Here is a 13361-nt window from a genome sequence, read left to right as displayed (position 1 = left end):
TTCACCGCCCCAGCATTCCGGCGAGCAACTCCCGCAGGCCCGCCCGCACATCCTTGAGGCCCGGCACCTCGGCGCTGAACGAACCCGCCGCGCAGGAGAACATCAGCCCGTCCGCCCAGGCGATCAGGGACAGCACATGCCGGGCCGGGTCGGGTGAGCCCACGGCCGTGAGCAGGGCGGTCAGCTGTGCCTCGAAGACGGCGCCGGTCCGGTCGTAGTAGGCCCGCAGCTCGGGGCGGCGGGTGGCTTCCAGGGCGAGTTCATAGCGGGCGATCAGCAGCTCGCGGCCCTGGGTGAGGGAGCGGTGCACCGCCAGGGCCAGCCCGTCGGCCAGCGCGTCGGGCCCGCCGTCCGGATCCGGGATGTCGGCCAGCTCCAGCACCCGCGCCTCGCGTTCGGCGTGCCGTCGTACCGCGAGTTCCAGCAGCGCCTGCCGGGTGCGCGCCACGTTCGAGGTCGAGCCGGGCGGAAGCCCGGCCGCCTCGTCCACGGCCCGGTGCGTCAGCCCGCGCATCCCGCGTTCGGCGAGCAGGGCGAGCGCGGCGTCGGCGACGAGATCGGCACGGGAGGCGCTGGGGGTGCGTACGGACATGAGGCGACCCTACCCGGGGCACTACAGACGTAGTATCGTCCCGTTCACTACAGATGTAGTCCGCGGGGATCCAGGAGGAGTCATGGCACGCTCGGCACGCGCGCTCGTCATCGGCGGCGGAATCGGCGGCCTGGCCGCGGCGGCGGCCCTGCACCGGCGAGCCTGGGACGTGACCGTCCTGGAGCGGGCCCCCTCCCTGGAACCGGCCGGCGCGGCCATCTCCCTCGCCCCGAACGCCCTGCGCGCCCTGGACGTGCTCGGCATCGGCGAGGAGATCCGCGACCTCGCCGCCTGGCAGGGCGACGGAGGCCTGCGCACCCCCGGCGGGCGCTGGCTGTCCCGGTCCAGCGCCGAGGCCGCCGCCGCCCGCTTCGGCGGCCCGCTGGTCCTGCTGGCCCGCGCCACCCTGGTCGACCGGCTCGCCGCGCTGCTCCCGCCCGGCGCCGTCCGCACCGCGGCCGCCGCGACCCTCGCCGACCCCGGCGACAGCCGGCGCCCCGCCCGGGTGCGGACCGGCGCACAGGAGCGGGAGGCCGACCTGGTGGTCGCCGCGGACGGCATCAACTCCCATGTCCGCACAGCCCTGTTCCCGCTCCACCCCGGTGCGGTGTACGCGGGCTTCACCACCTGGCGGGTGCTGATCCAGGTGCCCGGCGCGCGGTTCGCCTCGCACGAGACCTGGGGCCGGGGCCGGATCTGGGGCACGCACCCGCTCAAGGACGGCCGCGTCTACGCCTACGCGGCCGCCGTCGCCCCGGCGGGCGAGCGGGCGCCGGACGACGAGAAGGCCGAACTACTGCGCCGGTTCGGCGACTGGCACGAACCCGTCCCGGCCGTCCTCGCCGCCATCCGCCCCGAGGACGTGCTCCGGCACGACGTGCACCACCTCGCCACGCCCCTGCCCGCCCACCATCTGGGCCGCGTCGCCCTGCTCGGGGACGCCGCCCACGCGATGCCCCCGACGCTCGGCCAGGGCGGCAACCAGGCCGTCGAGGACGCCGTCGTCCTCGCCCACCACGCCGACGACCTCGCCGCCTACAGCGCCGCCCGGCTCCCGCGCACCACCGCCGTCGCCCGCCAGGCCGTCAGGGTCGCCCGGCTCACCATGGCCCGCACTCCCGCCGTGGTCGCCGTACGCGACACCGCGATCGCCGCGCTGTCCACGCTCGGACCGGCCCTGTTCCTGCGCGGCTTCGACGGCATCGCCGACTGGCGGCCCCCGTATGCTGCCCAGGAAGGGCACGGGGGCAGACGGGAGAGGGAGAACACGTGAAGGTCGGTTGCATCGGACTCGGGGACATCGCGCAGAAGGCCTATCTGCCGGTGCTGGGCACGCAACCGGGGGTCGAGCTGCATCTGCAGACCCGGACGCCCGCCACCCTCGACCGGGTCGCGGACACCCTGCATCTGCCGGCCGGACGACGGCACACCACGCTGGACTCGCTGCTCGCCGAGGGCCTCGACGCGGCCTTCGTGCACGCGCCGACCGCCGTCCACCCCGAGATCGTCACCCGGCTGCTCCAGGCGGATGTGCCGACGTACGTGGACAAGCCCCTCGCCTATGAACTCGCCGACTCCGAACGGCTGGTGGACCTCGCCGAACAACGCGGGGTCTCCCTCTTCGTCGGCTTCAACCGACGGTACGCCCCGGGGTACGCGCAGTGCCTGGAGCATCCGCGCGAGCTGATCCTCCTGCAGAAGAACCGCGTCGGTCTGCCCGAGGAACCCCGCTCGATGATCCTGGACGACTTCGTCCACGTCGTCGACGCCCTCCGGTTCCTGGTGCCCGGCCCGGTCGACGACATCGCCGTGCACTCCCGGGTCGTGGACGGGCTGCTGCACCATGTCGTGCTCCAGCTCGGCGGCGAGGGCTTCACCGCGATCGGTGTGATGAACCGGCTCAGCGGCTCCACGGAGGAGGTCCTGGAGGTCTCCGGCCAGGACACCAAGCGGCAGGTGCTCAACCTCGCCGAGGTCATCGACCACAAGGGCCAGCCGAGCGTGCGCCGGCGCGGTGACTGGACGCCGGTTCCCCGGCAGCGCGGCATCGAGCAGGCGGTCCTCGCCTTCCTCGACGCCGTGCGCGCGGGAAAGGTGCTCAGCGCCCGGGACGCGCTGGCGACCCATGAACTGTGCGAGCGGGTGGTACGAGCGGTGCGGGACCGCTCCGCCGCAGCCTGAACGCCCTGAAGCCCTCCGTCGCGCCCAGCGCGGCCAGGACCAGCAGCGCGCCCCGCACCGGCCAGTCGCCGTAGCGGACGTACGGCGTGATCCCGTGCGCGAGCGGTACGTCGTACACATGGGCGGTGCTCGCGTCGGTGCCGAGCCACGGCCCGAGCCGCTGTCCGCCCGGCCCGTACACGGCCGAGACCCCGGTGAGGGTCGCGTGCACCATCGGGCGGCCGGTCTCGGCGGCCCGCAGCGCGGCCAGCGAGGCATGCTGCTCCGGCGCCCAGCTGCCCTGGAAGGTGGAGGTGGCGGACTGGCCGAGCAGCACATCGGCGCCGTCCTTCGCCAGGTGCCGGCTCATGTCGGGGAACGCCGTCTCGAAGCAGATCAGCGGGCCGATCCGCAGCCCGTGCCCGACGTCCATCACGACCTGCTCGGTGCCGCGCCTGCGGTCCTCGCCGGCGGCCTTGCCGACCGAGGTGGCCCAGCCGAGCAGCGAGCGCGCGGGTATGTACTCGCCGAACGGCACCAGCCGCATCTTGTCGTACCGGGAGCCGGTCGGGCCGTCCGGGCCGATGAGGACCGAACTCTTGTAGATACCGGGCCGGTCGGAGCGGCGGGCGTCCACGTTCACCAGCACATCCGCGCCGGTCGCGCGGGAGAGCGCCGCGACCCGCCGGGTCAGATCCGGCCGGTCGCCCAGATCGAAGCCGATGCTGGACTCGCCCCACACGACCAGGTCGACGTGCTGTCCGACGAGCCGCCGGGTCAGCTGCTCCTCCCGCGCGAAACGCCGGTCTCCGCTGCCCTGCCCGTCGAGGATCCCCGGCTGTACGACGGCGATCCGGGCCCGTCCGTCGACCTCCGGGCGGGGTGCCCACGCCCACACGGCCGAGGTCGCGGCGGCCGTGGCGACCAGCGAGGCCACGGCGGGCACACGCGCCTCCCGTACGGAGATCAGCACGGCCGCCGCCACATTGACGGCTACGACCAGAAAGCTGAGCAGCCACACTCCGCCGACCGAGGCGAGCCGCAGTGCCGGCGACACCTGCCACTGGCTGGCGCCCAGCATGCCCCACGGCCCGCCGAGCCCCTGCCAGGACCGCACCAGCTCCACCAGCAGCCAGGCCGAGGGCAGTACCAGCAGCGCGGCGGCACCCCGGCCCGGCGTGGGCCGCTCACCGAGGAAACGGCGCACCAGCCAGCCCCAGGGCGCCCAGAGCGCGCCCAGCAGGGCGGCGATCAGGAAGATGAACACGTGCAGGCTCGGCAGCAGCCAGTGGTGCACGGCCAGCAGAAAACCGAAGCCGCCGCTCCAGCCGTCGTAGGCCGCGCGCCGGCCGGTCGGTGCGCAGCGGGCCAGCAGGATCCACGGGACCAGGGCGACGTAGGCGAACCACCAGAGCGCGGGTGCGGGGAAGGCGAGCACGGGCAGGGCACCGGCGAGGGCGGCGACGGCGGACCGCCGCCAGGGGGAGGCCGGCCAGTGGTTGATCGTCCTCATGCGGACCCTCCCTGTCCTGCGCTGATTCCAGTGTGCGCGGTACCCCGCGCCTCAGGGAACCGCAGGGGCCTCGGCCGGGAGCCTGCGCCATTTCTCCTCGACGGTGACCTGGCGCAGCCGCCAGCCCTCCCGTGTCCTCAGCAGCGCGAAGTCGTATCGCCCGCCGCACACCAGGTCCGGCGCGGTGGGAGCGCCCCTGTTCGCGAAACGCATGGGGTTGAGGTAGTCGGCCCGGACCGACGCGGTGTCGCCGGTGTCGTGGTCCAGGGTGCCGAAGCGCACCCGGCGGTTGACGATCAGATGCTGGCGCATGGCGAACAGCGCCAGGCTCTCGGCGAGCCACTCGGCGATCTGCCGCGCGTCGCCCTCGATGCCGCCGGCCGACCGGTAGTCGGCCCGCCCGTCCGAGGTGAACAGTCTTCGGTACGCTGTCCAGTCGCCGTCGTCCACCGCCACCGCGTACCCGGTGATCAGTTCGTCCACGGCCAGCCGGTCCAGCACGGTCGCCAGCTCCGCACGCTGCGTCATCGGCACAGTTTTGGGCATGGCGGGCGCGGAGCCAAGAGGCGCGCGGGGACATTCGGGTGCGCCGTGATGTTGCCGGGACGTTCCCGGGATATTCGGTGGTGCGGGACCTGGCCGAGACCCGACGCTGTTCCCATGAACGATCATCCCCATGGGCCCCGATCCGCCGAGCCCGAACCGAAGTTCCGGGTCCGGGCCCGGTACACGGACTCCACGATCACCGTCTACCAGGCCTACCGGCCGGAGATCGGCCGCCCGGCCGCCCGTACCGGACGCTTCCCGTCCTCCTGGAAGCGGGACCGGATGACCTGGATCAAGCCGTCCTTCCTGTGGATGATGTACCGCTGCGGCTGGGGCACCAAGGAGGGTCAGGAGACCGTCCTCGCCGTCGAGATCGATCGCGCCGGTTTCGAGTGGGCCCTGCGCCATGCCTGTCTGTCGCACTATGTGCCGGACCTGCATGAGGACCAGGCTTCCTGGAAGCGGCGGTTGCGGCAGGCCCCGGCTCGTGTGCAGTGGGACCCCGAGCGCGATCTGCGGCTGGCTCCGCTGCCCCACCGGTCCTTGCAGCTCGGCCTCGCCGGAGAGGCGACGGCGCGGTATGCCGACGAGTGGGTCGTGGGGATCGAGGACGTGACCCCGCTGGCCGCCGAGGTGCACGCGCGGGTGCGGGCGGGTGAAGTGGAGCGGGCGGCCGCGCTGTTGCCCGTCGAGCGGCCCTGTCCGATCCCGGACGAGGTGCTCGCGCATCTGCGGGCCTGACTTCCGGGCCCGGGGCATCCGGTCGCCGTGGGACCGGATGCCGTGGGGCCGCTTGCGGTGCGGCGCGTCGGCGTGCCGGGCGGCCCGGTGTGGGTCAGGCCGCCTCGATCACCGTGCCGCGGATCGCCGCGGCCCACTCGACCACCAACAGCTCGTACTCCACGCGTTCCTGGGCCGACAGGGTGCCACCCGCGCGCAGCCACAGCGCTCGGATCTGCTCGTTCACCTCGGCGGCAGACCGCACGGAACCAGGGGGTAGGGAATCGGGGGACATGTCGACAGCCTAGGGGCAAGCACTGACACTGCGCTACCGCTCCACTACCCAGAAGGTATGGGGTTGGTCACCGTCGGGGGCGGCCGCGATCCGCAGTCGATCCAGGCCACCAGGCATATGCCGTGACGGACCGTTCGGTCCGGGGCGCTGGGGATGTCCGGAAACAGCGGCGGCGGTCGGCGGCCCGCCGTCGCCCCGATCTCCGCTCAGCTCGCCGACTCCGCCGCGTGCGGGCTCAGGACGTCCGCCGAGACCAGGGCGATGATGACGATGCCGAGGGCCACGCGGTACCAGACGAACGGCATGAAGCTCTTGTGGGAGATCCATTTCATGAACCATGAGATGACCGCGTACCCCGAGGCGAACGCGACGACCGTCGCGAACAGGGTGGGCCCCCAGGTCACATGGCCCTCGCTCACCGAGTCCTTCACCTCGAAGGCGCCCGAGGCCAGCACCGCCGGGACGGCGAGCAGGAAGGAGTAGCGGGCGGCGGCCTCCCGCTGGTAGCCCATGAACAGGCCGCCGCTGATGGTCGCGCCGGAGCGGGAGACTCCGGGGATGAGCGCGCAGGCCTGGCACAGGCCGTAGACCAGGCCGTCCCGGACGCCCAGATTCCGCAGCGTCTTGCGCTGCTCGGTCGCGCGGTGCCGGCCGCCGCTCTCGTCGCGGGCGGCGAGACGGTCGGCGACGCCGATGACCAGACCGACGACGACGAGCATGGTGGCGGTGACCCGCAGATCGCGGAACGGCCCCTCGATCTGGTCCTTGAGCGTCAGGCCCAGCACACCGATCGGGATCGAGCCGACGATCACCAGCCAGCCCGTCCGGGCGTCGTGGTCCCGCCGCATCCCCTTGTCGAAGAGCGAGCGGAACCAGGCGGAGACGATCCGGCCGATGTCCCGGCGGAAGTAGATCAGCACCGCGGTCTCCGTGCCGATCTGGGTGATCGCCGTGAAGGCCGCGCCGGGGTCCTCCCAGCCCGAGAACGCCGCGGTCAGCCGCAGATGCGCGCTGGAGGAGACGGGCAGGAACTCGGTCAGCCCCTGGACGAGTCCGAGGACGAGGGATTCAAACCAAGACATGGAGGTAATGCGTCCAGTGCTGTCGGGTAAAGAACTGCTCAAATGGTGAGGTCAGCCTAGCGGGCCCGGGTGACAGCACGGCAACAGGGGCGGTGTGCGGGGGAGGGGGAGGCCCTAGGCCGCCGTCGGGCCCGTGACCGCCCAGCCCGGGACCTGAGGGTGGGCCTTGAGGTCCTCGTGGCGCACCTCGCCGCCGCAGGCCTGGCAGGTGACGACCGGTACCAGGTCGCTGCCGCAGCTGTGCTCGACGGCCATGGGCAGGTCGGCGCCCTTGCGGATGTGCCGGTCGCCCCACTCCTTGAGTGTCATCAGCACCGGCTCCAGCTCCAGGCCGGCCGGCGTCGCCCGGTACTCGAAGCGCTGCGGCCGCTCGCTGTAGACGCGCTTGGTGAGGATCCCGGCGTCCACGAGTCGGCGCAGCCGGGCGGCCAGGATGTCGCGAGGGGCGCCGATGTTGCGCACGAGCTGGTCGAAGCGGCCGTTGCCGAGGCACACCTCGCGCAGGACGAGCAGGGAGTACTTCTCACCGACCAGTGCGAGGGCGTCGGCGATCGAGCAGGGGCGCGGGTCTTTCGTGGCGGCCATGAGGCCAGTCTAGAGGAGGGTTTGATTTTCCAACTCAAGGAGTTATTGTGAGTTTGAATTTCCTACTCACTGGTAACTGCCGCAGCCCGCTGCGGACAGCCAAGCGGCCAAGGAGGCCCGCGCCATGCGCGACGCAGTGATCGTCGAAGCCGTACGCACCCCCATTGGCAAGGGCAAGCCGAACGGCGCCCTCGCCCATGTCCACCCCGTGCAGCTGCTCGCCCACACCCTGCGCACCCTGGTCGAGCGCTCCGGCGTCGACCCCGCGCTGATCGACGACGCCATCGGCGGCACCGTCGACCAGGTCGGCGAGCAGGCCATGAACACCACCCGGTACGCCGTCCTCGCCGCGGGCTTCCCCGAGACGGTCCCGGCGACCACCGTGGACCGCCAGTGCGGCTCCTCCCAGCAGGCCGTCCACTTCGCCGCGCAGGGCGTCATCTCCGGCGCCTACGACCTCGTGGTCGCCTGCGGTGTGGAGTCGATGAGCCGGGTGCCGATGTGGTCCAACGTGCCCGCCGGCAAGGACCCGTTCGGGCCCGGCGTCGCCGAGCGCTATCCCGAGGGCCTGGTCCCGCAGGGGGTCAGCGCCGAGCTGATCGCCGCCAAGTGGTCCCTCACCCGGGTGCGGATGGACGAGTTCGCCGTCTCCTCGCACCACAAGGCCGCCGCCGCGTGGCGCGCCGGACTCTTCGACGCCGAGGTCGCGCCGCTGGACGGCGTCTCCCGCGACGAGAGCGTCCGCCCCGACAGCACCCCGGAGATCCTCGCCGGCCTCAGGTCCGCCTATCACGACCCCGGCTTCGCCGAGCGCTTCCCGCAGATCGAGTGGAACGTCACCGCGGGCAACGCGAGCCCGGTCAACGACGGTGCCTCGGCCGTGCTGATCACCTCCAGCGAGACCGCGGCCCGCCTCGGCCTGCGCCCGCTCGCCCGGCTGCACAGCTTCGCCGTCACCGGCTCCGACCCGCTGCTGATGCTCACCGGGGTCGTCCCGGCGACCGAGAAGGTACTGCGCAAGGCGGGGCTGACGGTGTCCGACATCGACCTCTTCGAGGTCAACGAGGCCTTCGCCAGCGTGGTGCTCGCCTGGCAGCAGGAGACCGGCGCCGACCTCGCCAAGGTCAATGTGCACGGCGGCGCGATCGCACTCGGCCACCCGCTCGGCGCCAGCGGCACCCGGCTGACCACCACGCTGGTCCATGCCATGCGGAGTCGTGGCGCCCGCTTCGGCCTGCAGACGATGTGCGAGGCGGGTGGGCTGGCGAACGCGATGGTGCTGGAAGCCGTCTGAGCGAGGGGCGGCGCGGTGCGCCGTCGATCGTCTGCCGCGCCGTTGTGGCTGGTCGCGCCCACGCGGTGGAGCCGCATGTCAGACACGGCATCGCGCCCCTTTGGGGGCGGCTACCGCGGGCGCAGGTGATGCCGCTTGCGCCAGGCCACGACCGAGCCCAGCAGCGCCGGTGCGGCGATGGCGGCCATCGCGATCAGAAAGGCGGGGGACGTCGGCGCGGAGGCGCGGGCGCCGGCGACCGCGTAGGCCGCGGTGTTCGGGACCGACCCGATCAACGTGGCCAGCAGGAACGGCCACCAGCGCATACGGGAGACGGCCGCGCAGTAGTTCGCCGCCCAGAACGGCACACCGGGAAAGAGCCGGGCCGCCAGCATCGACCGGAAGCCGTGCCGGCTCAGCTGCCCGTCGACCGCCTTCAGCCAGCGGCCCCGCAGCAGCGGACGCAGCGCGTCCTGCCCGAGGACCCGACCGAGCCCGAAGGCCACGCCCGCCCCGAGCACCGTGCCCGCCAGCGAGGTCGCGAGCCCCAGCTGGGAGCCGAACAGCGCGCCGGCGCCGAGGTTGAGCAGGGGGCGCGGCACGAACGCCACGGTGCACAGCCCGTACGCCACCGTGAACACGACGGCCGCCGCGGCCCCGCCGAGCTGTGGCGGCCAGCCGTGGGTCAGCAGCCGCTGCGGCTCGAAGACCAGCACGCCCGCGCCGGCGCCGGCGAGCAGGGCGAGCAGCAGCGACAGACGCGCATAGGGGGAGGCCAGCGCCCGCGCGCACCGGCCGGTGGATCCCGCGTGCGGCACAGGTGGCACAGGCGGGACGAGCCCTGGGGCGGCCGGGGCGACGGACAGCTCCGTGGCGGCGGCCCGAGGAGAGGCCGTGGCGGTGCCAGAGCGGTTGGCATCGAGCATCCGGTGACACTAGCCGACGACCGCGTGTGATCGACGTCAAGGGTGGGGCCGGGCGCCCATGGCGTCCGGCCCCGTGCGTTCACGCGGCGAGTGCGTGACCAGGGTGCAGTACCACCTTGGTGTAGCCCTCGATCCGCTTGTCGAACTTCTCGTACGCCAGCGGTGCCTGCTCCAGCGGCAGCTCGTGGGAGACCACGAAGCTCGGCTTGGCCCGCCCGGCGATGATCAGGTCGCGCAGCTGGCGGTTGTACCGCTTGACGTTGCACTGACCGGTGCCCATCTGCTGGCCCTTCTCGAACATCCTGCCGATGGAGACCAGCAGTTGGCCGTGCTTGGCGTGCTCGTCGGGACCGCCCGGGTCCGCGGGCACGTACAGCCCCGGTATGCCGAGCATGCCCGTCGGCCGTACCGTCTCGACCAGCTCGTTCAGGACGATGGCGGGCTCCTCGTGGCTGGCGTCGTGGGACTGGGCCTGGTAGCCGACGGCGTCGACGCCCTTGTCGGTTCCCTCACCTCCGGTCTGTTCCTTGATCTGAGCTGCCGGGTCGCCCTTGGTGAAGTCGACGGGGATCGCTCCGATCTCCGCGGCCTTGGCCAGCCGCTCGGGCACCCGGTCGACGGAGAAGACCTTCGCCGCACCGCGCAGCAACGCGGAGTAGGCGGCCATCAGCCCCACCGGTCCGGCGCCGTAGACGGCCACGCTCTCACCCGGGGACACCTGGGCGAGTTCGCACCCGTGGTAGCCCGTCGGGAAGATGTCGGCGAGCAGCACGAAGTCGGTCTCGAACTCTTCCCCCGGCGGCAGCTTCAGGCAGTTGAAATCGGCGTACGGCACCCGCAGCAGCTCGGCCTGGCCGCCCTTGTACGGGCCCATCGCCACATAGCCGTAGGCCCCGCCGGCGAAGCCGGGATTGACCGTCAGGCAGAAGCCGGTCCGTCCCGCGAGACAGTTCTTGCAGAAGCCGCAGGCGACGTTGAACGGCATCACGACGCGATCACCCTTGGACAGGGAGGTCACACCGCTGCCGACCTCCTCGACGATGCCGAGGTTCTCGTGCCCGAAGACGATGCCGGACTCGGCCGCCGTGCGGCCCTCGTACATGTGCAGGTCCGAGCCGCAAATGGCGGTCGACGTGACGCGTACGAGCACATCGTTGGGGTGCTGGATCCCAGGATCCTGGACGTCCTTCACGACCACACTGAAGGGCTCTTCATAGACGACGGCTCTCACCTGTAGTCACCTCCGCGTCGAGCGTCGGACGACGGCGGCACGGAGGGGCCGCTGCGGGAGGGACGCACTCGGAAGGCGCGGGCCCTCGGACTGTGCCGTGGCCCCATGCGCCCGCTTCACCGCCGGTACTTTCCAGGTAACGCCGGTACGGAAGCGGTGGCAAGCCCCGCCGGGCGGGGCGCCGTGCCGTCGCGGACGACGCGAGGGCGAACGTATATTCGACAGCATGGTCCGTGTCATGACCGTCACCGCCGCGACCCCGCCGGACGTGACGCGCAGCGCGCTCGCCGACACCGTGCTGGCGCGGGTGACGGCCGTGTTCCCGGCCGCCGCGGATCCCGGGCGGGCCGGCGCGATGCGGGCGTACATGAAGGACGTGGCGCCCTTCCTCGGTATCCCCACCCCGGCGCGCCGCGCCCTGGCCCGCACGGTCCTCGCGGGCACCCCCCGGCCCGACGAGGCCGACGGCACCGCGGTCGCGCTGCGCTGCTGGGCGCTGCCCGAGCGCGAGTACCACTACTTCGCGGTGGACTTCCTGCGCCGGCACGCGGGCCGGCTCTCCTCCGGCTTCCTGCCGGTCGCCCGGCACCTCGTCACCACCGTCCCCTGGTGGGACACGGTCGATCTGCTCGCCGCGCACGTGGTCGGCGGCCTGGTCGCCGCCGACCGCTCGCTCACCGAGGACATGGACGCCTGGATCACCGACGGCGACCTGTGGCTGGTGCGTACGGCACTGCTCCACCAGCTCACCCGCAAGGAACACACTGACACCGAGCGGCTGTTCACGTACTGCCTGCTGCAGTCCGGGCACCCCGACTTCTTCATCCGCAAGGCGATCGGCTGGGTTCTGCGCGAGTACGCGAAGACCGATCCCGGGGCCGTACGGGCCTTCCTGGCGCGGGAGCGGGGCCGGTTCGCCCCGCTGACCGTGCGGGAGGCGCTGAAGAACATCGGCGCCTGAGAGCGCCGTGGTTCACGTACGAAGCGCCCCGACTCACGTACGGTGAAAAATCATTCGACGCCGGACATCCGCTCGGCGATGATCGACGTCATGTTCCGGTACGCCTTCCTCCTCGCAGCATCCGCCGACGCGGATGCGCCGAAGGCTGCCGTCCCGTTCCTCACGGCCGCTGTCGACGGCGCCCGAAGCTGACCCTCTCCGGAGAATCCGGCGGACCCCGCAGGGGGAGGGTCGGCCAGTCCTCGGGGTCCCACTTCTCCTGAACGCTGAGAGGCTTCGAGGTACAGCCATGTCCAAAACGGCATACGTGCGCACCAAGCCGCACCTGAACATCGGCACCATGGGCCACGTCGACCATGGCAAGACCACCCTGACCGCCGCCATCACCAAGGTCCTCGCCCAGCGCGGGACCGGCACGTTCGTGCCGTTCGACCGCATCGACCGGGCCCCGGAGGAGGCCGCCCGCGGCATCACCATCAACATCGCGCACGTCGAGTACGAGACCGACACCCGGCACTACGCCCATGTCGACATGCCGGGCCACGCCGACTACGTCAAGAACATGGTCACCGGCGCCGCCCAGCTCGACGGGGCGATCCTCGTCGTCTCCGCGCTCGACGGGATCATGCCGCAGACCGCCGAACATGTGCTGCTCGCCCGGCAGGTGGGCGTCGACCACATCGTCGTCGCGCTCAACAAGGCGGACGGCACGGACGACGACGAACTGATCGACCTCGTCGAGCTGGAGGTCCGCGACCTGCTCACCGCCCAGGGCTACCCCGGAGACTCCGTGCCCGTCGTACGGGTCTCGGGCCTGCGGGCGCTGGAGGGCGACCCGCGCTGGACGGCGGCCGTCGAGGCGCTGCTCGACGCGGTGGACACATATGTGCCGATGCCGGAGCGGTATCTGGACGCGCCGTTCCTGCTGCCGGTGGAGAACGTGCTGACCATCACCGGACGGGGGACCGTGGTCACCGGGGCCGTCGAGCGCGGCACGGTCCGGGTCGGTGACCGGGTCGAGGTGCTCGGCGCGGGGGTCGAGACGGTCGTCACCGGAGTCGAGACCTTCGGCAAACCGATGCAGGAGGCCCAGGCGGGGGACAATGTGGCGCTGCTGCTGCGGGGTGTCCCGAGGGACGCGGTCAGGCGGGGCCATGTCGTGGCCGCGCCCGGCAGCGTGGCGCCCCGCCGCCGGTTCACCGCGCAGGTGTATGTGCTCTCCGCGCGGGAGGGCGGCCGTACGACACCGGTGTCCAGCGGGTACCGGCCGCAGTTCTACATCCGTACGGCGGATGTGGTCGGGGTCGTGGACCTGGGGGAGGAGGCTGTCGTGCGGCCCGGGGAGACGGTGACCATGACCGTCGAGCTGGGGCGTGAGGTTCCGCTGGAGCCGGGGCTCGGCTTCGCCGTCCGCGAGGGCGGGCGGACCGTCGGCGCGGGGACCGTCATCGCCGTGGGCTGAACCGTTGCGCGCTCG

General features: G+C 72.2%; 15 protein-coding genes. 7 read left to right on the top strand and 8 right to left on the bottom strand.

The window, feature by feature from the left end; all coding sequences use genetic code 11:
- Position 1: 1 nt before the first annotated feature.
- A complete protein-coding gene (locus IE277_RS30140; protein WP_189956866.1) occupies positions 2-592 on the bottom strand; it encodes a TetR/AcrR family transcriptional regulator in 591 nt (196 codons plus the stop codon).
- 82 nt (positions 593-674) lie between these two features.
- On the opposite strand from IE277_RS30140, the gene IE277_RS30135 reads away from it, so the two are divergent.
- Both IE277_RS30135 and IE277_RS30130 read left to right on the top strand, forming a co-directional pair.
- Positions 675-1865 (top strand): FAD-dependent monooxygenase, encoded by a 1191-nt coding sequence (locus IE277_RS30135; protein ID WP_189956865.1) that lies wholly within the window; start codon positions 675-677, stop codon positions 1863-1865.
- Complete coding sequence (locus IE277_RS30130) at positions 1862-2773, top strand: Gfo/Idh/MocA family protein (protein WP_189956864.1); 912 nt, start codon at positions 1862-1864, stop codon at positions 2771-2773. The genes IE277_RS30135 and IE277_RS30130 overlap by 4 nt, the downstream gene beginning before the upstream one ends.
- Here the strand turns inward: IE277_RS30130 and lnt are convergent.
- Positions 2691-4265: an apolipoprotein N-acyltransferase gene (gene lnt / locus IE277_RS30125; protein ID WP_189956863.1), complete on the bottom strand. Its 1575-nt coding sequence runs from the start codon at positions 4263-4265 to the stop codon at positions 2691-2693. The genes IE277_RS30130 and lnt overlap by 83 nt on opposite strands.
- Positions 4266-4316: 51 nt before the next feature.
- Positions 4317-4793 carry a nuclear transport factor 2 family protein gene (locus tag IE277_RS30120; protein ID WP_189956862.1) on the bottom strand — a complete coding sequence of 159 codons (477 nt, stop codon included), beginning with the start codon at positions 4791-4793 and terminating at the stop codon, positions 4317-4319.
- A gap of 132 nt (positions 4794-4925) precedes the next feature.
- Here IE277_RS30120 and IE277_RS30115 point away from each other — a divergent pair, with 132 nt between their 5' ends.
- Positions 4926-5552, top strand: a complete 627-nt coding sequence (locus IE277_RS30115) for a DUF4291 domain-containing protein (RefSeq protein ID WP_189956861.1) — start codon at positions 4926-4928, stop codon at positions 5550-5552.
- A gap of 94 nt (positions 5553-5646) precedes the next feature.
- Here the strand turns inward: IE277_RS30115 and IE277_RS30110 are convergent, their stop codons facing one another.
- The 3 genes from IE277_RS30110 to IE277_RS30100 all read right to left on the bottom strand — a co-directional run bounded on the left by IE277_RS30110 (position 5647) and on the right by IE277_RS30100 (position 7493).
- Complete coding sequence (locus tag IE277_RS30110) at positions 5647-5826, bottom strand: hypothetical protein (RefSeq protein WP_189956860.1); 180 nt, start codon at positions 5824-5826, stop codon at positions 5647-5649.
- Positions 5827-6032: 206 nt separating this feature from the next.
- A complete protein-coding gene (locus IE277_RS30105; protein WP_189956859.1) occupies positions 6033-6908 on the bottom strand; it encodes an undecaprenyl-diphosphate phosphatase in 876 nt (291 codons plus the stop codon).
- Positions 6909-7022: 114 nt separating this feature from the next.
- Positions 7023-7493: a winged helix-turn-helix transcriptional regulator gene (locus IE277_RS30100; RefSeq protein ID WP_189956858.1), complete on the bottom strand. Its 471-nt coding sequence runs from the start codon at positions 7491-7493 to the stop codon at positions 7023-7025.
- A 124-nt stretch (positions 7494-7617) separates the two neighbouring features.
- Here IE277_RS30100 and IE277_RS30095 point away from each other — a divergent pair, with 124 nt between their 5' ends.
- The gene (locus IE277_RS30095; protein ID WP_189956857.1) at positions 7618-8787 is read left to right on the top strand and encodes a thiolase family protein; all 1170 of its coding nucleotides are present in this window, start codon (positions 7618-7620) and stop codon (positions 8785-8787) included.
- A gap of 110 nt (positions 8788-8897) precedes the next feature.
- Here the strand turns inward: IE277_RS30095 and IE277_RS30090 are convergent, their stop codons facing one another.
- Positions 8898-9692, bottom strand: a complete 795-nt coding sequence (locus IE277_RS30090) for a TVP38/TMEM64 family protein (RefSeq protein WP_189956856.1) — start codon at positions 9690-9692, stop codon at positions 8898-8900.
- A gap of 79 nt (positions 9693-9771) precedes the next feature.
- A complete protein-coding gene (locus IE277_RS30085; protein ID WP_189956855.1) occupies positions 9772-10923 on the bottom strand; it encodes a glutathione-independent formaldehyde dehydrogenase in 1152 nt (383 codons plus the stop codon).
- 238 nt (positions 10924-11161) lie between these two features.
- On the opposite strand from IE277_RS30085, the gene IE277_RS30080 reads away from it, so the two are divergent.
- The 3 genes from IE277_RS30080 (at position 11162) to tuf (ending at position 13346) form a co-directional block, all read left to right on the top strand.
- The gene (locus IE277_RS30080; RefSeq protein WP_189956922.1) at positions 11162-11884 is read left to right on the top strand and encodes a DNA alkylation repair protein; all 723 of its coding nucleotides are present in this window, start codon (positions 11162-11164) and stop codon (positions 11882-11884) included.
- 42 nt (positions 11885-11926) lie between these two features.
- Positions 11927-12076 carry a hypothetical protein gene (locus tag IE277_RS30075; RefSeq protein ID WP_189956925.1) on the top strand — a complete coding sequence of 50 codons (150 nt, stop codon included), beginning with the start codon at positions 11927-11929 and terminating at the stop codon, positions 12074-12076.
- A 97-nt stretch (positions 12077-12173) separates the two neighbouring features.
- Positions 12174-13346: an elongation factor Tu gene (gene tuf / locus IE277_RS30070; RefSeq protein WP_189956854.1), complete on the top strand. Its 1173-nt coding sequence runs from the start codon at positions 12174-12176 to the stop codon at positions 13344-13346.
- Positions 13347-13361: the final 15 nt, after the last annotated feature.

The sequence above is a fragment of the Streptomyces alanosinicus genome, assembly GCF_014650595.1.
GTDB classification, from domain to species: Bacteria; Actinomycetota; Actinomycetes; order Streptomycetales; family Streptomycetaceae; genus Streptomyces; species Streptomyces alanosinicus.
This window is presented reverse-complemented; position numbering and strand designations above follow the sequence as displayed.